Origin of the sequence: Rhizobium sp. NZLR1 (genome assembly GCF_017357385.1) — a bacterium.
Taxonomy (GTDB): domain Bacteria; phylum Pseudomonadota; class Alphaproteobacteria; order Rhizobiales; family Rhizobiaceae; genus Rhizobium.
In genome coordinates this window covers 2,607,347-2,631,358 of record NZ_CP071632.1, presented here as the reverse complement: position 1 = coordinate 2,631,358, position 24,012 = coordinate 2,607,347, and the positions used below count along the sequence as shown (strand labels likewise).

Genomic DNA, 24,012 nt, shown 5'->3' with positions numbered 1-24,012 from the left:
AGCGTGACACGGAGCCTGCGCCTGATTCGCGACGGCGTGACCGCTTTTGCCCTGCTGGCGCTCGTGGCGCTGATCGCCGCCAAACTCAACGATGCAGCAAAAATTGAGCATGCGGGCGCTTTCCATGCTGCCGACGGCGACAGTCTGACATTAGGAGACGAACGTTTGCGCCTGGAAGGCATCGATGCACCGGAACTCAACCAGAGCTGTATCCGGGCGGGCGAGTCCTGGGCCTGCGGCCGGGCGGCGCGCGAGGCGCTGCAAGGCCTGGTCCTGGCATCGGGAACGCTTTGCCAGGGCAGCCGGCGCGACCGTTATGACAGGCTGCTTGTCATCTGCCGGAGCGGGGCGGGCGGCGACATCAATGCCGCCATGGTGCGCCGGGGCATGGCCATCTCCTATGGCGGTTATGCCAGGGAAGAGACAGAGGCGAAGGCTGCGAAGGCGGGCCTCTGGGCCGGCACTTTCGAGCGGCCGCGCGATGTGCGTGATCATGCGCGCCAGAGTTCCGGTTTCGATGGCCCGCTGCGCTTTATCAGGCGGATCGTCGGATGGGAGTGAAGCCATGACCGACGAAGCCGAGCTGGAGACATTGCGGCGGGAGATAGCTTCCTGCCGCATCTGTCGTGACACGCCGGCGAAAGGCCTCGAATATCGGCTGCCGCACGAGCCGCGGCCGGTGGCGGTGATCTCATCGAGCGCGCGAATCCTGATCGCCGGGCAGGCGCCCGGGCTTCGGGTCCATGAGAGCGGCTTGCCGTTCGACGATGCTTCGGGCGACCGGTTGCGTTCATGGCTCGGCGTTGACAGGGCAAGCTTCTACGACCGAGACCGATTCGCCATCGTGCCCATGGGCTTCTGCTTTCCCGGCTATGACGACAAAGGCGGGGATCTGCCGCCGCGTCGCGAATGCGCGCCGTTCTGGCGGCGAAGGGTGATTTCGGCGATGCCGCAGATCGAACTGGTGCTGGTCATCGGCCAATATGCCCAGGCTTGGCATATGGCCGGCGAAAGACAGGGCAATATGACCGAGACGGTGCGGGCGTGGCGTAACAGTCTTCTGTCCAACCGGTTGCCGGCGGTGCTGCCGTTGCCACATCCCAGCTGGCGCAACAGCGGCTGGCTGAAGCGCAATCCGTGGTTCGAGAAAGAATTGCTCCCGATCCTACAGGATCGAACGAAAATGCTGCTTTCCTGAAACAAAATTCTTTTCGTCGCGCGGAATCGAGTTATACAAAGAAAATAATTCGAAAGGACTGTTGTGCGCATGGACCGCCTCGACCGAAAAATACTGCGTCTGCTGCAAGAAGATTCGACGCTTGCCGTGGCCGATCTCGCCAAAAAAGTCGGACTTTCGACGACCCCATGCTGGCGGCGCATTCAGAAAATGGAAGAAGACGGCGTCATCAAGCGCCGGGTCGCCATCCTTGATCCGGAGAAGGTCAACACCAAGGTCACCGTCTTCGTGTCGATTCGCACCGCCACCCATTCGATCGAATGGCTGCGGCGCTTTTCCGAGGTGGTCGCCGAGTTCCCCGAAGTAGTCGAATTCTACCGGATGAGCGGCGATGTCGACTATCTCTTGCGAGTCGTGGTGCCCGATATCGCAGCCTATGACGCTTTTTATAAGCGGATGATCGCCAAGATCGAGATTCGCGACGTCTCCTCCGCCTTCGCGATGGAGCAGATCAAGTATTCGACGCAGTTGCCGCTCGACTATATGCTTCTCGATAATGCCAAATCCAACGAGGATTGAAGCTCTCCCCGTGTGATCTGCGATCGCACGGGAGACTACCCAATAAGGTTGATTCGAGATGTGGCCTGCGGGCGCCCGAGGCAATCATCTAAACCCACTAAGATGGTTTGCAGACTGCGGCCGCACGTGAGCCCCATTCCCCTTGGATTGAGGCTGCAGAGACAATCCGACCACGAAAAGAGTGACTGAGCCGAAAGGCAAAGCTCTCAGCAGATTGTGACCCGATTGCAGAAAATCCCGAAAAATAGCGAAAAAACGCTCGAATTGCGCCAAGGTTCTCGAAATACATAGCCTGGTAAGGAATACGGGGGTATGTTGCATGGAACCAATGAGCGCCATGTCATCATTTTGTCTCATTGGAATCGAATTCAGGACACCATGTTCTAAACCGCTGCCTTGTATCTGTCCATTAGCCGGCGGTAGAGTTTGTGCGCTTCACCAGTATGTTCGACGGGGGTCGGATGGTGGAGAATTTGACAAAATGGGGCGTAGTGTTTGCGGCTTGCGATGGAGGATTTCCGTCGCGGAGCCGTTTGGCGTTTGTTTGGCCTACATAATTGAAATTGTTGTATAAAAATCACGTCGCCGGTGAAAGTTACTGTCGGGGCCCCATCCTGCATGTATCGAGAATTGCTTGATAGGGCCTTGTATGTGATGACGGTTTGGCGGTTCGATCGATCCGCACGCCGAGATGGCTGTTCAAACTGGGCCGGCTTCAAATCGACTATCCGATTGGAAGCCAGCCCCGATCGACAAAGGAATGGATTGGTAAATGAACATCAGAATGGTTTTGCTTGCATCAGCAGCAGCATTTGCTGCATCGACGCCGGTTCTTGCAGCTGACGCTATCGTTGCTGCTGAGCCGGAACCGGTTGAATACGTTCGCGTCTGCGACGCTTACGGCACCGGCTACTTCTACATCCCGGGCACCGAAACCTGCCTCAAGATCGAAGGCTACATCCGTTTCCAGGTCAACGTTGGCGAAGATGTCGGCGGCGATTCTGACTGGGATGCGGTTACCCGCGGTCAGGTTCAGTTCACGGCCAAGAGCGATACCGAGTATGGTCCGCTGACCGGCGTCATCGTCATGCAGTTCAATGCTGACAACGCCACCGATCAGGACGCTATTCTCGACTCCGCTTACCTCGACATCGCGGGCTTCCGCGCTGGTCTCTTCTACAGCTGGTGGGACGATGGCCTCTCCGGCGAAACCGACGACATCGGTTCGGTTGTAACGCTCCACAACTCCATGCGCTATCAGTATGAAAGCGGCACCTTCTACGCTGGCCTCAGCGTCGACGAACTGGAAGACGGCGTTTACAAGGGCGACGAAGAAGCAAACAACGTTGGCGTTGCCTTCGGCGTCGGCGGCACGGCTGGTGCCTTCAGCTACCAGGTCACTGGCGGCTGGGACTTCGACAACGAAGACGGCGCAATCCGCGCTATGGGTACGGTTGAAATCGGCCCCGGCACGCTCGGCCTCGCTGGCGTATACTCTTCCGGACCAAACTCCTACTACTCCTCGGCTGAATGGGCTATTGCAGCCGAATACGCCATCAAGGCAACCGACAAGCTGAAGATCACCCCGGCCGTTCAGTACTACGGCAACTACTTCGGTGGCGACAAGGCCGTTCCGGATGACTTCGACGGTCTCGGCGATGCTTGGAAAGTCGGTCTGACAGTTGATTACCAGATCGTCGACAACTTCTACGCCAAGGCTTCGGTTCAGTACCTCGATCCGGATGATGGCGACGACTCCACGACGGGCTACTTCCGTCTGCAGCGTTCGTTCTAATCAACTTAGTGAATGCTCCCGGCCTTCGGGCCGGGGGCACTTCAAATCAGTTTCTGATCCGAGTGACCTCCGATCAGCTACGGGGACGGGTCCGGTCTTCCCTGCCGGGCCGTCCTTGCAGCGTTTTTGACGTGCAGTCTTCAAGGCAGTCTTTCAGCACAGCCTTTTCAGGTGAACCGGAGCGGATGTTGCGTATTGCACGCCGGCTTCTTGCGTGGACCGTCTCTCGAGGCACTCCCTTTTTCAATTTTCAAGCGAGCTGGATTGATCGATAGCATCACCGTAAGGGAGCTATTGGTCCTTTCTCGTAGTCGGCCTCGCCAGGCTTGGCCGCAACAGGTCGTGAAAAGAAAGTCCAATGCCGACAATGTGATTACAGCTTTGTTGGAGAGACGATACAACCCCTTGCAGGGGGCTGGCATTCATTTCCTTCTCTCGGGCAGCTTGTATGGACGATCTCAACGACTACTATTATTTCGCCGCTGTCGTCTCCAGCGGCGGCTTCGCTTCTGCAAGTCGCGATCTGAAGATACCGCGATCGAAGTTGAGCAGGCGGGTCAGCCGCCTTGAGGACGGGCTTGGCGCAAGGCTTATAGAACGCTCGACTCGTCACTTCCGGGTGACAGAGATCGGCCAGGCTTTCTACGAAAGATGCCAGACCATCTTGCAGGAGGCCGACCGCGCCAAATCAATCGTCAGCGAGGCTCAATCCGACCCGCAAGGCGTGGTGCGGATGGGCTGCCCTCTCGGTCTCGTCGACATTTCGGTCGGCGGAATCCTGCCTGAATTCCTGGAGCGCTATCCGAAGATCAAGCTGCAGATCATCGGCTCCGACCGGCGCGCTGACCTCATCAACGAACGGATCGATCTTGAGGTGAGGGCGACCAACGAGCCGGAGACGCAGACGAGCCTGACGATGCGCAAGCTTGACCGGGCGCGGCGTATTCTCGTCGCAAGTCCCTCGCTGGTCGAGCGCACCGGCTGCTTGAATTGTGTGGACGAGCTCGCCGAGCTTCCGACGCTGGCAATGACGTCATGGGTGTCGTTCCACACCTGGGAATTGATCGGTCCAGATGACGCCAGACAGGTGATTCGGCATCAGCCGCGGCTGACCTGTCGGAGCATGACCGCCATCCTCGACGCGGCCCGTGCCGGCCTCGGCTTCGGGCTTTTGCTCGAAAGTGCCTGCGAGGCCGATCTCCAGGCTGGCAAGCTGGTGCGAGTGCTGCCGGAATGGCAGTCGGAGGAGAGCCAGTTCTATATCGTCTTCACGACCGCGAAGGGCATGCCGCCGGCTGTGCGGGTGCTGATCGATTTCCTGGTCGAAAAATCCCGGCAGCATTGATGAAGCAGCATTGACCAAGAAGGGGCTTCAGGTTTGAAGCCGGCATCCGCTTTATCGCAGCCGTGCCAGCAGCTTTTCGCCGGCCAGTTCCCTGTTGGCATCCTTGCCGATCCAGCGAGCGGTTTTATCAGAGCTTTCGGCCAAGGCTCTTGCGAGGGCCAGCGCCGGTGCATGGCAGGCGAGATTGCGCTTTCCGATGCTGCGAAGCGCCCAGTTGACCGCCTTGCGGACGAAGTTTCGAGGGTCGCCGGAATGAGCCTTGATCAGCGGCAGCCAGGCAAGGATGGTGGCGTCGGGCTCCTTTTTGCAATGGACGGCTGCGCCGGCAATCATGGCGAAGGCAGTGCGCTTGACAAATTCGCGCTCGTCGTCGGCGAATTCTGGGATGAGCTCGTCCAGCGCGGCCTCGATGAAGAGATCGGCGGGGCAATCGACGATCTCCCAGGAATTGAAATCATTGGCCCAATTCCGGGCTTTGTTTGCCGTCAGCCGCTTCGGCTCGGCGGTGTACAGGGCGAGCAGGCGGGCTTCACGGATATCGCTTCGCCAGAGCTGAACTGCCCGGACTTGATCCTTCTTCGCCAGTCTGGCGACCACCTTGATATCGGGATTGGATATGCCGAGGGCGCGGTTCGTGACAATGCCGAAGCGCGCCATGCCGGCGATATTTTCCTCCGAACGCAGCTTTTCGAGATGCGCGATCAGTTCGGCTGCGTCGGAGGCGGGCGTGATCATTTTTCTACAGGATGATGCCGAAAAGTGTGAGCGGTTTTCGGCATCATGCACCTGTCCCTTCAATTTAGAACGAGATTCAGATTTTAGTCCGACCGGGACTAAAATCATCCTGTTCCAGGCGGGCGAGCAACGAGGATGTATCCCAGCGATTGCCGCCCATCGCCTGTACGTCGCCGTAGAATTGGTCGACCACGGCAGTGACAGGCAGCTTGGCGCCGTTGCGGCGCGCTTCGGTGAGCACGATGCCGAGATCCTTGCGCATCCAGTCGACCGCGAAGCCGAAATCATATTTGCCTGCGTTCATGGTCTTGTGGCGGTTTTCCATCTGCCAGGAGCCGGCCGCCCCCTTGGAGATAACCTCGACGACCTTTTCAATATCAAGGCCGGCGCGCTTGCCGAAATGCAGTGCTTCGGCAAGTCCCTGGACGAGGCCGGCGATGCAGATCTGGTTGACCATCTTGGTCAGTTGGCCTGAACCTGCCGGCCCCATCAGACCGACCATGCGGGCATAGGCGTCGATGACGGGCCTGGCGCGTTCGAAGACGGCCTCGTCGCCACCGCACATGACGGTGAGGGCGCCGTTTTCAGCGCCGGCCTGGCCGCCGGAGACGGGAGCGTCGATGAAATCGACGCCTTTTTCCTTTGCCACGGCATAAAGTTCGCGAGCGACTTCGGCGCTGGCGGTGGTGTTGTCGATCAGCACCGAACCCGGCTTCATGCCGTGCAGGGCGCCGTTTTCGCCAGATGTCACCGATCGGAGATCTTCGTCATTGCCGACGCAGACGAAGACGAAATCGGCGCCTGCTGCAGCCTCAGCCGGGGTGGGAGCGGATTTGCCGGAGAATTTCTCGGCCCAGGCGACGGCCTTTTCGACTGTTCGGTTGTAGACGGTGACATCGTGGCCGCCCTTCGTCTTCAGATGCCCTGCCATGGGAAAGCCCATGACGCCGAGACCGATGAATGCGACTTTAGCCATATGTCCTGTCCTTATCGGGTGTGCGAGGCCCCGAGGATTAACCGAAACGGGGGGAGCAGAAAAGCCGTGAAGACGGAGTTCCTTCCGATAGACGCATAGGAGGCTGGTCGCCGCTCGCCTAGGCCCTAGATGGGGATCAGGCAAAATGTTCCGGGGGGGTGACATGAGCGAAATTCCGACGATCAAGCCGCGGCGCAAAGGCCGCAGTGGAATGCAGGCGACGCTGATTCCATCGCAGCAGATGGTCGCAGCGCAAATTCGGTTGGCACAGGAAGGTGTTTTCACCGAGCTTGGCGTCCTTCGCCGCCGTCTCGCTACCCAATACGGGGCGGACGCCTGTTGTCCGGTCACCGTTCAGCGGCATCTGCGCGCGATCGCCGATCTGTCTTTCCACGCGCTGCAAAAGGGCGAGGCGGTTTCGACGGTCACGCCCTATTGGCGCATGGTCGATCCGGCTAGCCTGCTGGCGACGCGCCTTGCAGGTGGGGCCGGTTTTCTCCGCGAGCGGCTGGCCGCCGAACGTCGGGAGGGGTAGCGGAAGAAGGCCGGTATCAGCAGGCCCGTGTCGACGAGCGCCTGAACGGGAAAAATTATTCCCCGAAGCGGATGACAATGCGAAATTGATATTGTCGATATAATTTGTAGTCTATGCCAGTATCCTGGCGATCGACGGCGACCATTGACGGCATCCGGCCGGCCGCCATCGATCGACAGGATATTCAGATGTTCACGCGCAGACGAAGCCCCGGAATTCTTCCCGCCGCCATGATCCTCCCAAGCATCCGTGCGGCTGCGATGCGCAGGCACGTCCGTATGTCGTCGCCTGCCAGGGCCCAGCTTGACCGCGCGAGCTGATTTTCGAATTTAGCAGCAAAGGATTGTTTCCATGACCGCCACATCCGATCCCATCAATTTCCTTTGGTTCATCCCGACATCGGGCGACGGCACCTATCTCGGTTCCTCCGATCTCAACCGCGCGCCCGAGATCGGCTATCTCACGCAGATCGCCCAGGCTGTCGACCGGCTCGGCTATTCCGGCGTGCTGCTGCCGACAGGCGTTGCCTGCGAAGAATCCTTCGTGACGGCGGCGGCTCTCGCGGCCAAGACCGAGAAGCTGCAGTTCCTGGTGGCGGTCCGCCCCGGCACGGCATCGCCCGCTTATTACGCGCGACTTGCGACGACGCTCGATCGCATCTCCAACGGCCGCCTGCTGCTCAACATCGTCGTGGGCGGCAGTCCGGCCGAGCTTGCCGGTGACGGCATCCATCTCGAACATGACGAGCGTTATGCCCATGCGGAGGAGTTCTTCACGGTCTTCGAGGAACTGCTGGATAAGGGCACGGCGAGCTTTGACGGCAAATACATTAAGGCGACAAATGCGCGCCTCGGCTTTCCCTCAGTGCAGAACCCGCGTCCGCCGCTTTATTTTGGCGGTTCATCGGATGCCGGCATCGATTTCTCGGTCGGCCGCGTCGACAAATATCTGACCTGGGGCGAGCCGCCGGCACAGGTGGCCGAAAAGATCGCCAAGGTGCGCAAGGCCGCCGCCGAGCGCGGCCGCGAGGTGACCTTCGGCATCCGCCTGCACTTCATCGTGCGCGAGACCGACGAGGAGGCATGGGAGGCGGCGGAGCGGCTGATCCGCCATCTCGACGACGATACGATCCGCGAGGCGCAGGAGCGCTTCGTTCACGAGTCCGACTCGGTCGGTCAGAAGCGTATGGCCGCCCTTCACAGCGGCCGGCGCGACAAGCTCGAGGTCTCGCCGAACCTCTGGGCCGGTGTCGGCCTGGTGCGGGCTGGTGCCGGCACCGCGCTTGTGGGGTCGCCGAAGACGGTTGCCGCGCGCCTTGCCGAATATCAGGAGATCGGCATCGATACGGTGATCGGCTCCGGTTACCCGCATCTGGAGGAAGCCTATCGTGTCGCCGAGCTGCTCTTCCCCGAGCTCGGCATCACCCGCGCGCAGCAGCGCCTGGCGTTCAATAACGAATTCGGCGGCAAGCAGGTCTTTACAGGCGGCAGCCACGGCGGCAACCTGAAGGTCGTCTCCGGTTCCTGAGTTCCGACGCGACGCCGAACAGGATATCGCCGGAAGCCGCCCCGTGGCTTTCGGCGTTTTGTTGAGTGCGGCCATGCCCGGTTCGGAGCGGCAGATCGCGTAATCCTCGGTATTGATGATTGTCATTGTTTGAGACCTTGGCGCCATCCTGCCGAAATCGTCCTGGGGCGCATAATCCAGCGAAACGCGTTGATTTATAGCCAGTGAGATATGCTTCATTTCCTCACAGTCTTCCCGAACGTCGTGTCCGCCGGCTTATCCACATCGGCTAGGCCTGCTAATTCTTTTCGCTCGTCGTTTGCCTCTTGACTCACGCATGCCTCATTGGCTATGAATGAATCCATAGCTGAATAGGTATGAATTCGAATGTCCGATGCTCAAGACGCGCTCTTCAAAACGCTCGCTGATCCGACACGGCGGGCTCTTTTCGAGCGGCTGTGCCGCGAAGGAGAGAAGACGGTCGGGGCTCTGACGGCTCGGGCCGGGGTTTCTCAGCCGGTCGTCTCAAAACATCTCGGCATACTAAAGCAGGCTGGATTGGTGCGCGACCGCCACGAAGGGCGCCAGACGCATTACAGCGCGCAGCTGGGCGCGCTGGCACCACTGGTCGACTGGACGAGTGAGATGGCCGGGTTCTGGCAAAGCCGCTTCAATGATCTCGAAGATTTGCTGAAAAGGATGGATCAATGACCGACACATCGACCGAAACACGCGCAGTCGTCATCGAAAGGGAAATCCCATTTCCCTCGGAGAAGATCTGGCGGGCGCTGACCCAGCCGCACCTGATCCAGGAATGGCTGATGAAGAGCGACTTCAAGCCGGTCGCCGACCACCGCTTCAAGTTCAGCGCAGATTGGGGTTCCGTCGACTGTAAGGTCCTGGAAGTCGAGCCGAACAAGACCCTGTCCTACAGCTGGGATGCCTATGGTCTCGAAAGCACCGTTACCTGGACTCTCACTCCGACCGGCACGGGCACGCACCTGCGCATGGAGCAGTCGGGGTTCCGGCCGGATCAGCGGCAGGCTTTTCAGGGCGCCAGGAGCGGGTGGACACAGTTCTTCGCAAATCTGGAGCAGGTGCTGGCGCGGACGGAGTAAGGCCGCTCATCGCCGGGGCTGATCTTAAACGCGGGAGGTGCCATTGAAATGGAACAACTGGTTGCGGCAGACCCACCGCTGGCTGTCCGTTGCCTTTACCATGGCGGTCATTCTCAATATCGTCGCGATGGTCCAGGAGAAATCGATCGTCTGGGTAGGCCTCTTGGCGCTGCTGCCGCTTGGCCTGCTATTGCTGACCGGTCTTTACCTGTTCATGCTGCCTTATGCTGCCAGATGGCGCGGCAGGTAGGAGTGAAGGCAATGGCCGGCAAGACTTCCAATACCGCAGCGAAGATCAGAAAGAAGACAGCCACTCAGCCGGCTGCGGCGGAGCCGAAGCTCCTCTCGGGAGGCAACCCGCAGATCGCCAAGGGTTATGGCGATGCTCCTGTGCAGGCCTATATCGCTGCCATTCCGGACTGGAAAAGCGCCGTCGGACGCCGTCTCGACGCGCTGATCACGCACACTGTGCCGGGTGTGAACAAGGCGGTCAAATGGAACTCGCCTCTCTATGGCATCGAAGAGCGGGGCTGGTTTCTCAGCGTTCACTGCTTCGCCAAATACGTCAAGGTGGCCTTTTTCCGGGGTACGTCGCTGCATCCTCTGCCGCCCGGCCATTCCAAGCAGAAGGAAGTGCGCTACCTCGATATCCGCGAGGAGGACGAAATCGACGAAGCCCAGCTTGCCGCCTGGATGGAGCAGGCCAGCCGCTTGCCCGGCGAACGGATGTAAACAAATAGCACTCGAACGACGGGTGGGAGGAACCATGAAGAAAGCGTCAGCAACCATGAAGAAAAGCGATTCCGGGGAAGCAAGCGAGGAAACGTCCCCCTCTCAGTTGATCGATGCGAGGATCGAGGAACTGGGAGACTGGCGGGGCGAGAAGCTTGCCCAGGTCCGAATGCTGATCAAGCAGGCCGTGCCCGAGGTGCTTGAGGAATGGAAGTGGCGAGGAGTTCCGGTATGGGAGCGCGCCGGGATCATCTGCACCGGCGAAACTTACAAGAGCGTGGTGAAACTGACCTTCGCCAAGGGCGCCTCGCTGGAGGATCCCACGGGACTGTTCAACTCCAGCCTCGAAGGCAACACCCGGCGCGCCATCGATTTCCATCAAGGCGACACGATCGACGAGGAGGCGCTGAAGGCGCTCGTTCGTGCCGCCGCAGCGCTGAACACGTTATCAAAGACTGCCGTGTCGCGGAAGAAATCAAGCGGAACATGAGGTTTCGCTAAAGCATTTCGCGCAAAAGTGTGCAGCAGTTTAGCGATAGCGACAGCGTAAAAACAAAGACCTAAAGCGCGAAGAGCGAATCTGAAAGATCGCGACGCGCTTTAATGGATCGGGTTCGCCTCGCGCTCGAGAAAGAGTTCGAGATTGTCGAGGCCGATCTCCGTGCCCTGGAGGCGGGCGCCGTTGTCGGCGTAGCCGTCGAGGAAGACTACCTGCTCGGTGAAGACCATTTTCGTGCCGTGGGGTTCAGCTTCGAAGGTGATTGTGGCGAGCGAGGCGGAGATGCGCCTTTCGCCGAGCTTCATCTCATAGGCATAGATGATACGGGTGTCAGGCACGATATCGATGTAATGGGCGTCAAAAGCGTGCAGGAGCCCGTCCGTATCGGCGACATGGTTTCGCTCGGTACCGCCGGGACGGAAATCGAGCCTGTAATCCAGCGGAACCCATTCGCCGTGGCAGGCGAACCATTGACGCTTTGCCTCCAGCGTCGACCAGGCGCGGAAGACACGGCCGACCGGTGCTTTCAGGCGGCGCTCGATGACGAGGGTGGCATGTTCGGCAGATCGTGTCGTCATTCGGAAAAGCTCTCCGGTTCTTCGGCGAGAAATTGATCCAGCCTATCGAAGGTAGTCGTCCAGCGGCTCTTTCGCTGTTCCACCCAGCGCTCGACGGTGGCAAGCGCATCCTGCTGCAGGCGGTAGGTTCGAACCCGGCCGGATTTCTCCGAGAGCACGAGGCCACTATGCTCCAGCACCTGCAGATGTTTCATTACCGTCGGCAAGGCCACCGCGAGCGGCGCGGCCAGCTCGGTGACCGAAGCCGGGCCACGGCCGAGGCGATCGATCATGCCGCGCCGGCTGCGGTCGGATAGCGCGTGGAACATGCGGTCGAGATCGGCCTGGCTTTCGATCATCCAGCGGCATCCCGGAAACGGGCGGGCAACCGCTCTTTATAGGGGTAGAACTTGAAGTAGGGGCGGGCCTCGTCCAGTGCCCGTGCAAAGGAGGGGCGCGTCAGCAGCCGATCGTAATAGGCGCGAAGGTTCGGCTGCTCCGCTGAAAACGGAACCAGCGTCTCGGCATAGAAGAGCGACGGGGCTGCGGCGCAATCGGCCATGGTGAAGCCGTCGCCCGCTATCCATTGTTTGTCGGCGAGCTGCTTTTCGATCATCGCATAGGCAGTGGCGAGTGTCGCCTTGGCGGCGGTCACCTCGATTTCATCAGCCGTGCCCTCGGGGCGCCGGCGATTGCTGACGAGCGCCTGCATCGGCGCCTGGACATAATGGTCGAAGAATCGATCCCAGAGGCGGACCTGCAGCGCCCGGTCGATCTCAAGCGGCAGCAGGCGAACGGGGCCAGGATAGTAGTGCTCGAGATATTCGATGATGATCGACGTCTCGGGAATGGTGCTGTCGCGCGCCTCGTCCCGCAGCAGCGGCATCTTGCCGATCGGCCAGAAGCGGAAGAGATCGGAACGCGAGCTCTCGTCGGACAGATCGACGAGACGATTTTCGAAGGGTGTGCCGTTTTCGTAAAGCGCGATCAGCACCTTGTGGCAGAAGGAGGCGAGCGGATGCCCATAGAACACGAGCGACATGCGGCGACCTTTCCTGTTGTGATAAACTTTACCGTTCGACTAAGTATCAGGTCGGCCGGTATAGCACAACAGATAGTTTGCCAATCGCGCAAGTATCGCCATCAGCCAATATATCTTGCGACCACCAAATGGCCGGGTGTCGGCTGGCCGTCTTCCATGCGCACGTTGATATCCGATATCTCGACGAGTTCGAAACCGGTGGCCGCCAGGCGTTCTTTCACATAGGCGTCGGCATGGGCGAAGCGCTGATGCGGACCGACCATGTAGGCGCGGCCAGCGAGAGTGGCGTCCGGCACGGTTTCCGAGGAGAAGATGAACAGGCCGCCCGACGTCAGGTTCTCGGCGGCGCCGAAGAACAGCGGTTCGAGTGCGCCGAGATAGGGCAGTACGTCGGTGGCTGTGATGATGTCGAAGGCGTCCTCGTCGTTGTCGTCGAGGAAATCTTCGACCTCGGCGACGAAGAGGGTTTCGTAGAGATCCTTCTCATGGGCAATCTCGACCATCTTCTCCGATAGGTCGATGCCGGTCATGTCGGCGCAGAGGTCGCGCAGTGCGCCGCCGGTCAGGCCCGTGCCGCAGCCGAGATCGAGCAGCCGCTTGAACGGTCCGAGCTTCAGCGCCTGCAGGCGCTGGCGCACCAGCATCGGCACGTGATAGCCGAGCTGCTCGACAAGTACGTCCTCGAAAACCTCGGCATGCTGGTCGAACAGGGTTTCGACATAGGCGTCAGGCGCCCTGGCAGGAGTTTCGCCGCGGCCCATGGCGGCGATGCGCACGGCGGCACCGCCGTGATCGTCGGGATCGATTGCCAGGACTTCCTCATAGGCTGCCACCGCCGCGTCGACATCGCCGGCCTTTTCCAGCGCCAGAGCGCGGTTATAGGCCTCGCCAAGGGCTTCTTCGTCGATCTTCTTTGCCATCGCGGTCCATCGTCCTTTTGTTTCAGGCATGCGTCTAAGGCGGCTTTCGAAGTTTTGCAATGGCGCTGCTGCGAGCGCAGAATGGGCGCAAAGAAGACGAAGGGAGGAATACCGATGAAATCGGAGCAAGAACGGCCGTCATTGCTACCTGAAGGGGAGGCTGCACGGGCATTGCTGCTGCCTGGCACGCCAGGCGAGATCACCAACACGCTTAGCCATTATTACCGCGGTGAACTCGGGCGGATGACGAGTTGGCGCGACCGTATCGACCGAACGTCCAACTGGGCGATCACCGTGGTCGCGGCGCTGCTTTCGGTGTCGCTGTCGACGCCGACCTCGCATCACGGCGTGCTGCTGTTCGGGATGATGCTGGTGACGCTGCTTCTGATCATCGAAGCGCGGCGCTACCGCTTCTTCGACATCTACCGAGCCCGCATTCGCCAGATCGAGCGCTGCTATTTCGCGCAGATTTTGGCGCCGGAGGCGGGGGTCGGCAGAGAATGGGCCTCGGTGATCGCCAGCAGCCTGCGCAAGCCGCGTTTCCTGCTCAGCTACTGGGACGCGATGCACCGCCGGCTCAAACGGAACTATGGTTGGATGTATTCTATCCTGTTTCTCGCCTGGTGCCTGAAGATCTCGACGCCGAAATTGCAAACGGAGGGCATGCCGGCGCTACAGGCGCAGTCCTGGACCTATGTCATCGATAATGCGGTGCTGGGGCCTATTCCCGGCCTTGCGGTCATCATCATCGTCATCGTCTTCTACCTCAGCATCCTCTGCTTTGCGCTCCGCCCGGTCCGTGACCAAGGTGAATTCGGCCATGGCGAGGCACATGTCTGATGGTGGGTAGGGGCCGGATCAGTGCAGGATGAACTCTCCTTTCAGCGCCCGCCACTCGGTTGGCGAGATCAGCTTGCGGTGGACATAGCGCACCGAATGCAGCGGTCCGTCGAGCTTTTCTTCCCAAAATTTCAGAAAGCCGCGCATTTCAGGAAAATCGGGGGCGAGATCATAATCCTGCCAGACATAAGTCTGTAGGATCGCCGGATGATCCGGCAGGTGGTAGAGGATCTGGGCGGTCGTCAGACCATAGCCCTTCAGTTGTTTTTCCATGTCCTTGTGCATCGTGTTCACTTCTTCTCGTTCCCACTCGCGCGCTTATTAGCGCTACGTGATATGGAAACATGCGAGTGGTTAACGGAAGCTTTACAGATACTTCATAAAAGGACAATTGATTTTTAATATCAATAGATTAGCAGCATATAGTGGGGAGTGCTGCCACGTCGGTTCTCATTGATGCACGCTGTTGTCTGAAAACCGTGAGACACCTTCGGGCGGCATGCATCAGCGCTTGAGATGCCGGGTCAAGCGGCGTTCGATCCAAGCCCAGAGATGGCGCAGCGCCTCGACGATGACGAGGTAGAAGATCGCTGCCCAGAGATAGGTCTGGTAGTCAAAGGTGCGGGAGAAGGCGTAGCGGGTTTCGCCCATCAGGTCGAGCACGGTGATGATGGCGACGACCGCCGAGCCCTTGATCAGCAGGATGATTTCGTTGCCATAAGGGCGGAGTGCGACGATGAGAGCCTGCGGCAGAATGATCTTGCGGAAAGCGATGAACCGGTGGATGCCGAGGGCCGCGGCCGCCTCGTGCTGGCCATGCGATACGCTTTCGATGGCGCCGCGCAGGATTTCCGCCTGGTAGGCCGCGGTATTGATGGTCATGGCAAAAAGGCCGCAATACCAAGCTTCGCGGAAGAACCACCAGATACCGACGGTTTCAAGCTGCGGCCGGAAAACGCCGAGGCCGTAATAAACCAGGAACAACTGGGCAAGCAGCGGCGTGCCGCGGAAGAAATAGATGTAGCCGTAGGCGAGCGCATTCAGCAACCGGTTCTTCGACATGCGCGCTGCGGCAAGCGGCAGCGACAGAACTGCGCCGCAGATCACGGAAATGAAAACGAGGCTGAGTGTGACCCCGAGACCGTGGAGATAGCGCGGTCCGTAGCGGGTGAATTTTTCCGGATCCCAGCCGTTGACGACGGAGATCACCAGCAGCGCGCCGAATACTGCCCAGACGGCGACAAAAATATAGCCGGCCATACGCGCCGGCGTCATCGGCTTCATCACTTCGCGAGGTGCGGGCTGCGGCGGGATCAGCGTTTCGGCGTAGCTCATCGGCGGATCTCCGAACGTCTGGCCCACCGCTCGACATAGACGAGCAGAAAGGAGGAGAGAATGGCGAGCACCAGATAGAGACAGCAGGCCAGGCCATAGAAGAAGAAGGGTTCTTTGGTCACGCGCACGGCGACACTTGTCTGGCGCAGGATATCGGCAAGACTGATGATTGAGACGTAGGAGGTGTCCTTCAGGAGCACCATCCAGAGGTTCGTCAGGCCCGGCAGCGCGATGCGCACGAGCTGCGGCAGGATGATCAGGCGCAGCGTGCGACCGCTATGCAGTCCAAGCGCATCGCCTGCCTCATACTGCCCCTTGGGAATGGCGCGAAAGGCTGAGAGCAATACTTCCGAACAGTAGGCGGAGAAGACCACCGAAAGCGCGATGACGCCGGCGAGGAAGGCGTTGATCTCGACCGGCGGCCCGTCATAACCGACGAAGGTCAGCAGAGACTGGATCAGCATCTGCATGCCGTAATAGATGATGAAGAGCGTCAGAAGCTCCGGCAGGCCTCGGAAGATCGTCGTGTAGATGCCGGCCGCCAGCCGAAGCGATTTTTCTTCCGACTGCTGGCCGAGCGCCACTAGGAAGCCGATGACGAGGCCGATCGGTAGGGTGACGATTGCCACCGAAACGGTCACCTGCAGGCCAAGCGCGATCTCGTCGCCCCAGCCGGTATCGCCACAGGCAAGAATCGTCGACTGACCTAGCCAGGTGAAGATGCCAACGGGTCCGCATAACGGATCGAAAATGTGCACAAGTGAGCTCCAGAAGGAGCCGAGCGCGGAAAATAATCCGCCCATGCGATAATTCCCCTCACGGCTTTTGCCGTTTTGATCTTGCTATCTTTGTCAAACAAAAATGGCGGAAGAGCAAGCCTTCCGCCATTACCTTGATTGGCCAGATAGCGAATTTCTTATTCGCCGTAAACGTCGAAGTCGAAGTACTTGTCCTGGATCTTCTTGTACTCACCGCTGGCGCGGATCGCAGCGATCGCCGTGTTCAGTTTTTCCTTGAGCGGATCGCCCTTGCGGATGGCAATGCCGGCGCCGTTGCCGTTGATTTCCTTGTCGACCGGCAGAGTCGTCAAGATCTTGCAGCAGGCGCCGGCGTCGGATTTGACCCATTCGGAGAGAACCACGACGTCGTCGATGACGGCGTCGACACGGCCGCTGGAGACGTCGAGCTTGTATTCGTCAGCGGTGGGGTAGAGCTTCAGTTCGGTGTCGGCCAGATGCTTCTCGGCATAGTTGGCGTGCGTCGTGGAGGTCTGCGCGCCGATCACCTTGCCCTTGAGCCCGGCAACGTCAGTAATCGTCGAATCCTTCGGCACGGCGATGGCTGGCGGGGTGTTGTAGTACTTGTTGGAGAAATCGACGAGCTTCAGACGCTCCGGGGTGATCGACATGGAGGAAACGATCATGTCGAACTTCTTGGCGTTGAGCGCCGGGATGATGCCGTCCCAGTCGGTGCTGACGAAGGAGCATTCAGCCTTCATCTCAGCGCAGAGCGCCTTGGTGATGTCGATGTCGAAGCCCTGGATCGTGCCGCTGGCATCGACGAACTCGAAGGGCGGATAGGTCGAATCGGTGCCGATCACATACTTTTCGCCATCGGCCATGGCCGAGCCAGCGAAAAGGGACATCGCCGCGATCGAGGCTGCCGCGAAAATACGGGTGGAGATATGCATGAGGATCCTCTCTGTTGGTAGCCGCCGCTGTTTTTCTCGTGGCTGACGGCCGCAATTCAACGGTACCTAGACCGCCTTGCGGCGATAATCAGACTTTTTTTGATGGAATTGCAACACAAATCCCATCGCAATTGGGCGGTGCAAATAGCAGGCGAGATGAACGCCGGCAGACTGCAACATTCACGCGAGGTTAATCCGCGGCTTCCTAGAACCGGAACAAATCGGCGGTTCGGCGATTGCCATTCCGCCGTTTCGCCTCAATGCAAAGCTAGGGGCGGAACCGGGGCCTATCGGCCTTTAAGAAGCTCAACCAGGATCGAGGAAACCCGATGGGCATGAAATCAAGATTGTTCGCAAGCGCGGCTTTTCCGTTGCTTTCCCTTTCGCTGGCGTTCCAGCCGGCATCGGCAATGGCTGCCGTGCGCGACGTCGCGACGCAGGCGCCAGCCGTGCGGCAAGTCGAACAAGGCAGCTTCGAGGTGGCGCAGGACGCGCCTTCCGAAGAGGAATTGCTGAAGAAGAAGCACAAACAGAAGGAGCAAGCTCCGGCCGAACAGGCGCCGGCCGCCGAGCAACCGAAGGAGGCGCCGGCCGAAAAGCCGAAGGCTGAGCGGAAGGAGGCGCCGGCGCCCGAACCCAAGGCAGAGCCGGAACCGCCCAAGGCCGAAGCCGCGCCGAAGGCAGAGCCCGCGCCGCAGGCCGAAAGCAAGCCAGAGCGAAAGTCCAAGCAGGAAGCCCAGCCCGAGGCAAAACCGGAGGCCGAGCCGCAGCAGGAGCAGCCGGTAACGCAGGAAAAGCCGAAGAAGCCGAAGAAGCAGGCCGAGCCGGAGGCTCAACCGCAGCCCGAACAGCAGCCGGCCGCAAAGGAAGTGCAGCCGGAGACGGAGCAGGCGCAGCCGGAAGCCAAGCCGGACGGCGGCAAGCGGGCTAAAGGACAGGACAAGGGCCAAGGCAAAGATAAAGCCAAGGGCAAGGCCGAGACGGCTGCGCCCGAAGCTGTGACGCCGACCGAGGAACAAGCCAAACCCGAAGTCAAGCCGGAGGCAAAACCTGCCGCCGAGGCGCCGGCCGAGAAGAAGCCGACAAAGGGCGAGACGGCTGCGCCCGCAGACAAGTCGAATGCAGACAAGGCGGGCCAAGAGAAAGCGCCTGGAGACAAGCCTGGCGAAGTGAAAGCGCCCGAAGACAAGGCGGCGGCTCCGGAGGCCGCACCCGCCGAAAAGCCGAAGGACGGCACCGCAGCCAAGCCTGCCGGTGAACAGCCCGCCGGCGAGCAGCCGGCCGCGCCCGCGACCGGCACTGCCCAGCCGCTGCCGGATGCCAGCGGCGGCCAGCAGGTTAAGCAGGCCATTCCGGCGCCGGAAAAGGCTTCGCCCGAAGAGCTGGAGCGCCGCAAGAAGATCGCCGCGGACCCAGCCAAAAGCAACGAAACCGTCGTGCTGCCGGTCGAGAACGGCGCGGCCGTGCTCGACAGCGACAAGGATGCCGACCGCAGCAAGGGCCGGGAAGGCCGCCGCGATCGCGACAAGCAGCGCGCCGACAGCAAGGACTTCAAGGTGCCGACCTCGGATGCCGAAGCGCAAGCCGCCACTGGCGGCGTGGCGCAGCCCTCCGTCAAGATCGAGGCGGTGACCCGCGAGAAGGGCACGAGGCTCGACGAGCGGCCGCAATTCATCCGTCCTGATGGCGCGCGCATCGACGACCGCAGCGACCAAAACCGCGTGATCATTCAATACAATAACCAGGTCATCGTGCGTAGCGACGACGACAGGCGGTTCCTGCGTGACGGCGAACGGCCGAACTACGAGGAGCTGTCTGGTGATCGCTACCGCGAGACGATCACACGGCCGGAAGGCTATCGCATCGTGACGATCCGCAACCGCTATGGCGACATCATCCAGCGGTCGCGTGTCGATGCCCGGGGACGCGAGAATGTGCTCTACTACTCCCAGGAACTCTATGACGATCCGGACCGCGATTATTTCGAGGATCCGGGCGCCGACCTGCCGCCGATGCGGCTGCGTGTGCCGCTCGACGACTATATCATCGACACCCGCAGCGATCCGAATCGGGACTATTACGAGTTCCTGAGCGAGCCGCCGGTCGAGCCGGTCGAGCGTGTCTATTCGCTCGACGAGGTGAAGTATTCGGCGCGTATCCGTGACAAGGTGCGCCGCATCGACCTCGACACGATCACCTTCGCGACCGGCAGTGCCGATATCCCGATGACCCAGGCGCGGACGTTGCGCAAGGTCGCCGACGCAATCAGCCAGGTGCTCAAGAGGGATCCGAGCGAGACCTTCCTGATCGAAGGTCATACCGATGCGGTCGGCTCCGACCAGAGCAACCTCATCCTCTCCGACCAACGGGCGGAATCGGTCGCCAACGTACTCTCCGACGTTTACGGCATCCCGCCGGAGAACCTGGCGACCCAGGGTTACGGCGAACAATATCTGAAGGTCAACACAACAGACCCTGAACAGGAAAACCGCCGCGTGACCATCCGCCGCGTCACGGCGCTGGTTCGGCCTGTCGCTGCCAAGTAAATGCTGTTGCCCCTCTCCAGAACCGGAGAGGGGCATTCAGTTGTCTGTCTTTTTTCTCCTCGGCGGACCGGGCAAGGGAAGCTGCTGCCATCCTGCCGGTTTTACTCGCCGGCTTTCCTGGCAGCCTTTTCGATGGTGTCGGCGACCTTCTCCGGCTGGGATGCGAAGACGGCGTGGCTTGCTTTGATCTCGGTCACATCGCTGCCGGCGCGTTTTGCCATGTCGCGCTCCAGCTCGGGATTGATAGAGCGATCCTGCGTGGCGACGATCGACCAACTCGGTTTCGTGCGCCATGCCGGGTCTGAGACCTTGGCGGAGAAGGCCTGCTTGGCGGCGAAGACCTGCGCCCTGGCCATGAAATCAGCCTCGGCTTGCGGAAGGTCGGCTGCGAAATCCGCAGCAAAGGCACCCGGATCGAGATAGAGATATTTGCCGTCCTTGGTTTCCCTTATATCCATGCTGCCGGCGGGCTTCGAACTGGCGAGGCTCAGCAGGCTTTCACCCTTGTCGGGCTGGAACGCTGCGACATAGACGAGGCCTGCGACACTGGGATCGTTGCCAGCTTGCGTGATGACCATGCCGCCATAGCTGTGACCGACAAGCAGGCTCGGTCCCTCCTGCAGGTCGAGAACCCGCTTCGTCGCCGCCACATCGTCTTCGAGCGAGGTGATCGGCTCCTGGACGATGGTGACGTTGAAGCCGCGTTTTTCGAGAATCTCGGTCGCCTTGCGCCATCCCGAACCGTCGGCGAGCGCGCCGTGGACGATCACGATGTTCTTGACCGCGGCAGCTTCCGCCGCGAAGGCGATGCCGGTGGTGGCGAAAGCAAGGGCGGCCGTGAAAATGAGGCGTCTATTCATGGGTGTTACTCCTTGGGTGATGTTACGTTCCGGATTCAGCCGAAGGTGAAGGCGTAGGCCTGGACGCCGGGGTCGAGGAAACGGATCTCGAAGTTGCGGGCGACGACGGGGCCGGACTGGCGGACAAGTTGGTAAAGCTTGGTCGCGCTCACCACGCCGTTGCCTTCGGCATCGATGTCGGAGCCGTGGTCCGCTCCCGGCGCCTTGCCGTCGACCGTCACCTGGAAGCGGATCGGTTTGGCGTCGGCGCCGGGCCCTAGTACGAGATGCAGGTCGCGGGCGCTGAAACGATAGGCAATGCCGCCGCCCGGCTGATCAAGCGTCGCCTGATCTTTGCCGACAGTCCAGGTTCCGGACAGGCCCCAGCCGTTGAGGCCGGGTTCGGCGATCGAATAATTTTGTGCGGCGTCGGCCTGCAGCCCTTCCGGAGAGGCGAAATTTGCTGCCTGTGCGTAGCCGATATAGGTTTCGCCGGAGCGGATATTGCCAAGGTCAGGGCCTGCTTCCGCGCCCGTGGCATCCGGCGCGACCGCAGCGCTTGCCGCCGTCTGGCTGCCGGCCTCGCGCAACAGGTCCTGAATGGCCTTCTCGGTCGTGCCATAATTGCCTTCGCCGAAATGGTGGTAGCGGATCTGACCCTTGGCATCGATCAGATAGGCGGCGGGCCAGTAGCTGTTTTCGAAGGCGCGCCAGATCTTGTAGTCATTGTCGATGGCGACGGGATAGCCGATCTTGAAGTCGGCGACCGCCTTCTTGACGTTGTCGATCTTCTTCTCGAAGGCAAATTCCGGGGCATGGACGCCGATCACCACGAGGCCCTGGTCCACATATTTTTCCGCCCAGGCCCTGACATAGGGGATGGTACGAATGCAATTGATGCAGGAATAGGTCCAAAAATCGACGAGCACGACTTTGCCCCGCAGCTGTTCGGTGGTCAGAGGCTCGGAATTCAGCCATTCGACCGCGCCGCCGAACGACGGTGCATGACCTTCGACCGGCAGATCGCTGCGGAAGGGCTTCTTCACATCGGCAGCAGGGATCGTCACGTCGTTGCTCGCCACTTCGGAGGCTGCACCAAACGGCTTTGCATGCAGCCTGTCGAGCACGGCCTGTTCCAGCGATGCGGTGCTGGCATAGGACAGCCGCGCCAGCAGGCTGGTGTCGAGGCCAAAGGCGATGACGGCGACGCCAGCGAGTACCGCAGCGCCGAGCACTTGGCGAATCCGGTCGCCGACGCCGAGCGAACGCTTCATGGCAGCGAATATCTTGCCGCCGACAAGCAGGGCGACGGCAAGCGAGCTTGCGGCGCCGGCGGCATAGGCTGCCAGCAGGAAGGTCGTTTGCAGGTTGGCGCCCTGCAAGGCGGCGCCGGTCAGAACAAGGCCGAGGATCGGGCCGGCGCAAGGCGCCCAAAGCAGACCGGTGGCGACGCCGAGGAGGAGGGCGCTCTTCACCGTCGGCGCGGTGCGGCCACTGCGGCTGGCATTCACCAGATTGTTGCCGAGATCGACGATCGGCCGGGCAAGGGTGCTGGCAAAACGCGGCGACAGCAGACTTGCGCCAAAGAGCGCCAGTAGGACGATCGCGGCCAGGCGGCCATATTCATTGGCGCGGATGGCCCAGCTGCCGCCGACGGCCGCCAGCGTGGCGACCAGCGCGAAGGTGGTGGCCATGCCGGCCAGCATCGGCAGCGTGCTCCTGACGAAAGGCTGTCCGGCACGGGCGAAGACGAAAGGGAGGACGGGGAGGATGCACGGGCTGAGGATCGTCAGCGCGCCTCCGAGATAGGCAATGATCAGAAGTGTCATCATCGTTTCCTTTGAAACCGATTGATCGGGCTCTGGACGGCGATGGGCCTGAACCAGCAACGGCTGCGATATGGCCGGGCGGAGGTATCCCGGATGTGTCCGGTTTTGCGGGGAAATGTACCGAAGTGTTGCCGACAGGTGATGGCGATACAGAGCGACACAAACTGACGTCGCGGCGACCGGTCGTCGCCGCTGCATGCTTTACCCGGAGGCTGCGATTGTATCAGATTGTATCGCGGCGGCCGGAAACTACATCAGCTTTCAAAAGCCGGCGGCTTGCGACATACCGGTGATACAAGCGGAATGTCTTTTGAGAGCATGAACATTCGACAGGAGAGACCGATGTCAGAGCAAATCAACCATCACCGCCGCCGTTTCTTCGGCATGACGGCAGTCGCCCTTGCGGCGGTCGAATTCGGCGTGGCCGGAACGGCCGCCGCGCAGTCGCCCGCCGTATCCCTACCTGCGGTGAAGGCCGGAACCAACACGTCCTTCGAAGCCCTGAAGCAGGTGAATGCCGGGGTGCTTGATATCGGTTATGCCGAGGCGGGCAAGGCGGATGGCCCGGTCGTGCTGCTGCTGCACGGCTGGCCTTACGACATCTATAGTTTTGTCGACGTCGCGCCGCTGCTGGCCTCGGCAGGCTACAGGGTGATCGTGCCTTATCTGCGCGGGTACGGCACGACAAGGTTTCTGGACCAGGCAACAGCGCGGAATGGCCAGCCGGCGGCGCTGGCTGCCGATATGATTGCGCTGCTCGATGCGCTCGATATCGAGAAGGCGGTGGTTGCCGGCTATGACTGGGGTGGGCGGACCGCCAACATTATGGCGGCATTGTGGCCGGAGCGCTGCAAGGCGATGGTGTCGGTGAGCGGCTACCTGATCGGCAGCCAGGAGGCCAACAAGAAGCCGCTGCCCCCGAAGGCCGAACTTGCATGGTGGTACCAGTTTTATTTTGCAACCGAGCGTGGTCGTGAGGGTTACGAAAGCAACACCCATGATTTCGCAAAGCTCATCTGGCAGACCGCGTCGCCGAAGTGGAATTTCGACGATGCGACCTTCGACAGATCGGCCGCCGCCTTCGACAATCCCGACCATGTCGAAATCGTCATTCACAATTACCGCTGGCGCCTCGGGCTTGTCGAAGGCGAGGCCAAGTATGATGACTACGAGACGAGGCTTGCCGCACTGCCGACGATTTCGGTGCCGACGATCACCATGGAGGGGGATGCAAACGGCGCGCCGCATCCGCAGCCTTCTGCCTATGCCGGAAAGTTTTCCGGCAAATACGAGCATCGCACGATCGCCGGCGGCATCGGCCACAACCTGCCCCAGGAAGCCCCGCAGGCCTTCGCCCAGGCGGTCATCGACGTCGACCGCTTTTGATCGACGCCGCCGTTCACTCGTTGCTCCGGCC

The 24,012-nt window shown here is 60.6% G+C and carries 27 protein-coding genes; 15 read left to right on the top strand and 12 right to left on the bottom strand.

Annotated elements, in window-relative coordinates; all coding sequences use genetic code 11:
• The first annotated feature begins 3 nt into the window (after positions 1 to 3).
• The 5 genes from J3O30_RS13115 to J3O30_RS13095 all read left to right on the top strand — a co-directional run bounded on the left by J3O30_RS13115 (position 4) and on the right by J3O30_RS13095 (position 4,896).
• Positions 4 to 561 (top strand): thermonuclease family protein, encoded by a 558-nt coding sequence (locus J3O30_RS13115; protein WP_207580759.1) that lies wholly within the window; start codon positions 4 to 6, stop codon positions 559 to 561.
• A gap of 4 nt (positions 562 to 565) precedes the next feature.
• Positions 566 to 1,198, top strand: a complete 633-nt coding sequence (locus J3O30_RS13110) for a uracil-DNA glycosylase family protein (protein ID WP_207580758.1) — start codon at positions 566 to 568, stop codon at positions 1,196 to 1,198.
• 69 nt (positions 1,199 to 1,267) lie between these two features.
• Entirely contained in the window at positions 1,268 to 1,756 is a 489-nt protein-coding gene (locus tag J3O30_RS13105) for an Lrp/AsnC family transcriptional regulator (protein WP_007629545.1), read from the top strand.
• Between the two features lie 772 nt (positions 1,757 to 2,528).
• Complete coding sequence (locus J3O30_RS13100; RefSeq protein WP_207580757.1) at positions 2,529 to 3,551, top strand: porin; 1,023 nt, start codon at positions 2,529 to 2,531, stop codon at positions 3,549 to 3,551.
• Positions 3,552 to 3,999: 448 nt separating this feature from the next.
• Positions 4,000 to 4,896, top strand: a complete 897-nt coding sequence (locus J3O30_RS13095) for a LysR substrate-binding domain-containing protein (protein ID WP_207580756.1) — start codon at positions 4,000 to 4,002, stop codon at positions 4,894 to 4,896.
• 51 nt (positions 4,897 to 4,947) lie between these two features.
• Here J3O30_RS13095 and J3O30_RS13090 read toward each other — a convergent pair whose 3' ends face one another.
• Positions 4,948 to 5,631 carry a DNA alkylation repair protein gene (locus J3O30_RS13090; RefSeq protein ID WP_207580755.1) on the bottom strand — a complete coding sequence of 228 codons (684 nt, stop codon included), beginning with the start codon at positions 5,629 to 5,631 and terminating at the stop codon, positions 4,948 to 4,950.
• 76 nt (positions 5,632 to 5,707) lie between these two features.
• Positions 5,708 to 6,607 (bottom strand): NAD(P)-dependent oxidoreductase, encoded by a 900-nt coding sequence (locus J3O30_RS13085; protein WP_207580754.1) that lies wholly within the window; start codon positions 6,605 to 6,607, stop codon positions 5,708 to 5,710.
• A 163-nt stretch (positions 6,608 to 6,770) separates the two neighbouring features.
• Between J3O30_RS13085 and J3O30_RS13080 the strand changes: the two genes are divergently transcribed.
• The 7 genes from J3O30_RS13080 to J3O30_RS13050 all read left to right on the top strand — a co-directional run bounded on the left by J3O30_RS13080 (position 6,771) and on the right by J3O30_RS13050 (position 10,988).
• The gene (locus tag J3O30_RS13080; protein WP_207580753.1) at positions 6,771 to 7,142 is read left to right on the top strand and encodes a hypothetical protein; all 372 of its coding nucleotides are present in this window, start codon (positions 6,771 to 6,773) and stop codon (positions 7,140 to 7,142) included.
• Positions 7,143 to 7,493: 351 nt separating this feature from the next.
• Positions 7,494 to 8,669 carry an FMNH2-dependent alkanesulfonate monooxygenase gene (gene ssuD, locus J3O30_RS13075; protein ID WP_207580752.1) on the top strand — a complete coding sequence of 392 codons (1,176 nt, stop codon included), beginning with the start codon at positions 7,494 to 7,496 and terminating at the stop codon, positions 8,667 to 8,669.
• A gap of 366 nt (positions 8,670 to 9,035) precedes the next feature.
• Positions 9,036 to 9,359, top strand: a complete 324-nt coding sequence (locus tag J3O30_RS13070; RefSeq protein ID WP_207580751.1) for a metalloregulator ArsR/SmtB family transcription factor — start codon at positions 9,036 to 9,038, stop codon at positions 9,357 to 9,359.
• Positions 9,356 to 9,766, top strand: a complete 411-nt coding sequence (locus J3O30_RS13065; protein WP_207580750.1) for an SRPBCC domain-containing protein — start codon at positions 9,356 to 9,358, stop codon at positions 9,764 to 9,766. Before J3O30_RS13070 ends, J3O30_RS13065 begins: the two co-directional genes overlap by 4 nt.
• Positions 9,767 to 9,809: 43 nt before the next feature.
• The gene (locus J3O30_RS13060; RefSeq protein ID WP_207580749.1) at positions 9,810 to 10,016 is read left to right on the top strand and encodes a hypothetical protein; all 207 of its coding nucleotides are present in this window, start codon (positions 9,810 to 9,812) and stop codon (positions 10,014 to 10,016) included.
• Between the two features lie 11 nt (positions 10,017 to 10,027).
• Positions 10,028 to 10,498, top strand: coding sequence for a DUF1801 domain-containing protein (locus tag J3O30_RS13055; RefSeq protein ID WP_207580748.1), 471 nt, complete (start codon positions 10,028 to 10,030; stop codon positions 10,496 to 10,498).
• Between the two features lie 34 nt (positions 10,499 to 10,532).
• The gene (locus tag J3O30_RS13050; protein ID WP_207580747.1) at positions 10,533 to 10,988 is read left to right on the top strand and encodes a DUF1801 domain-containing protein; all 456 of its coding nucleotides are present in this window, start codon (positions 10,533 to 10,535) and stop codon (positions 10,986 to 10,988) included.
• Positions 10,989 to 11,098: 110 nt separating this feature from the next.
• Here the strand turns inward: J3O30_RS13050 and J3O30_RS13045 are convergent, their stop codons facing one another.
• The 4 genes from J3O30_RS13045 to J3O30_RS13030 all read right to left on the bottom strand — a co-directional run bounded on the left by J3O30_RS13045 (position 11,099) and on the right by J3O30_RS13030 (position 13,516).
• The gene (locus J3O30_RS13045) at positions 11,099 to 11,575 is read right to left on the bottom strand and encodes an SRPBCC family protein (RefSeq protein ID WP_207580746.1); all 477 of its coding nucleotides are present in this window, start codon (positions 11,573 to 11,575) and stop codon (positions 11,099 to 11,101) included.
• Positions 11,572 to 11,913 carry a metalloregulator ArsR/SmtB family transcription factor gene (locus tag J3O30_RS13040; protein WP_007629523.1) on the bottom strand — a complete coding sequence of 114 codons (342 nt, stop codon included), beginning with the start codon at positions 11,911 to 11,913 and terminating at the stop codon, positions 11,572 to 11,574. Before J3O30_RS13040 ends, J3O30_RS13045 begins: the two co-directional genes overlap by 4 nt.
• Positions 11,910 to 12,596, bottom strand: a complete 687-nt coding sequence (locus tag J3O30_RS13035; RefSeq protein ID WP_207580745.1) for a glutathione S-transferase family protein — start codon at positions 12,594 to 12,596, stop codon at positions 11,910 to 11,912. Before J3O30_RS13035 ends, J3O30_RS13040 begins: the two co-directional genes overlap by 4 nt.
• A 101-nt stretch (positions 12,597 to 12,697) precedes the next feature.
• Positions 12,698 to 13,516: a methyltransferase domain-containing protein gene (locus J3O30_RS13030; protein WP_207580744.1), complete on the bottom strand. Its 819-nt coding sequence runs from the start codon at positions 13,514 to 13,516 to the stop codon at positions 12,698 to 12,700.
• A gap of 114 nt (positions 13,517 to 13,630) precedes the next feature.
• Here J3O30_RS13030 and J3O30_RS13025 point away from each other — a divergent pair, with 114 nt between their 5' ends.
• Complete coding sequence (locus J3O30_RS13025; RefSeq protein WP_207580743.1) at positions 13,631 to 14,356, top strand: DUF2270 domain-containing protein; 726 nt, start codon at positions 13,631 to 13,633, stop codon at positions 14,354 to 14,356.
• Between the two features lie 18 nt (positions 14,357 to 14,374).
• On the opposite strand, the gene J3O30_RS13020 is transcribed toward J3O30_RS13025, so the two are convergent.
• The 4 genes from J3O30_RS13020 to J3O30_RS13005 all read right to left on the bottom strand — a co-directional run bounded on the left by J3O30_RS13020 (position 14,375) and on the right by J3O30_RS13005 (position 17,381).
• On the bottom strand, positions 14,375 to 14,641 hold the full coding sequence (locus J3O30_RS13020; RefSeq protein WP_164015171.1) for an usg protein: 267 nt from the start codon (positions 14,639 to 14,641) through the stop codon (positions 14,375 to 14,377).
• A gap of 219 nt (positions 14,642 to 14,860) precedes the next feature.
• Positions 14,861 to 15,691: an ABC transporter permease gene (locus J3O30_RS13015; protein ID WP_207580742.1), complete on the bottom strand. Its 831-nt coding sequence runs from the start codon at positions 15,689 to 15,691 to the stop codon at positions 14,861 to 14,863.
• The gene (locus J3O30_RS13010) at positions 15,688 to 16,494 is read right to left on the bottom strand and encodes an ABC transporter permease (RefSeq protein ID WP_207580741.1); all 807 of its coding nucleotides are present in this window, start codon (positions 16,492 to 16,494) and stop codon (positions 15,688 to 15,690) included. Before J3O30_RS13010 ends, J3O30_RS13015 begins: the two co-directional genes overlap by 4 nt.
• A 113-nt stretch (positions 16,495 to 16,607) precedes the next feature.
• Positions 16,608 to 17,381, bottom strand: a complete 774-nt coding sequence (locus J3O30_RS13005) for a transporter substrate-binding domain-containing protein (protein ID WP_207580740.1) — start codon at positions 17,379 to 17,381, stop codon at positions 16,608 to 16,610.
• 329 nt (positions 17,382 to 17,710) lie between these two features.
• Here J3O30_RS13005 and J3O30_RS13000 point away from each other — a divergent pair, with 329 nt between their 5' ends.
• On the top strand, positions 17,711 to 19,927 hold the full coding sequence (locus J3O30_RS13000; RefSeq protein WP_207580739.1) for an OmpA family protein: 2,217 nt from the start codon (positions 17,711 to 17,713) through the stop codon (positions 19,925 to 19,927).
• A 101-nt stretch (positions 19,928 to 20,028) separates the two neighbouring features.
• Here the strand turns inward: J3O30_RS13000 and J3O30_RS12995 are convergent, their stop codons facing one another.
• Positions 20,029 to 20,787 (bottom strand): alpha/beta hydrolase, encoded by a 759-nt coding sequence (locus tag J3O30_RS12995; RefSeq protein ID WP_207580738.1) that lies wholly within the window; start codon positions 20,785 to 20,787, stop codon positions 20,029 to 20,031.
• A 35-nt stretch (positions 20,788 to 20,822) separates the two neighbouring features.
• Positions 20,823 to 22,595 (bottom strand): cytochrome c biogenesis protein DipZ, encoded by a 1,773-nt coding sequence (locus tag J3O30_RS12990; RefSeq protein ID WP_207580737.1) that lies wholly within the window; start codon positions 22,593 to 22,595, stop codon positions 20,823 to 20,825.
• A gap of 342 nt (positions 22,596 to 22,937) precedes the next feature.
• Here J3O30_RS12990 and J3O30_RS12985 point away from each other — a divergent pair, with 342 nt between their 5' ends.
• On the top strand, positions 22,938 to 23,981 hold the full coding sequence (locus J3O30_RS12985; RefSeq protein ID WP_207580736.1) for an alpha/beta hydrolase: 1,044 nt from the start codon (positions 22,938 to 22,940) through the stop codon (positions 23,979 to 23,981).
• The last annotated feature ends 31 nt before the right edge of the window (positions 23,982 to 24,012 follow it).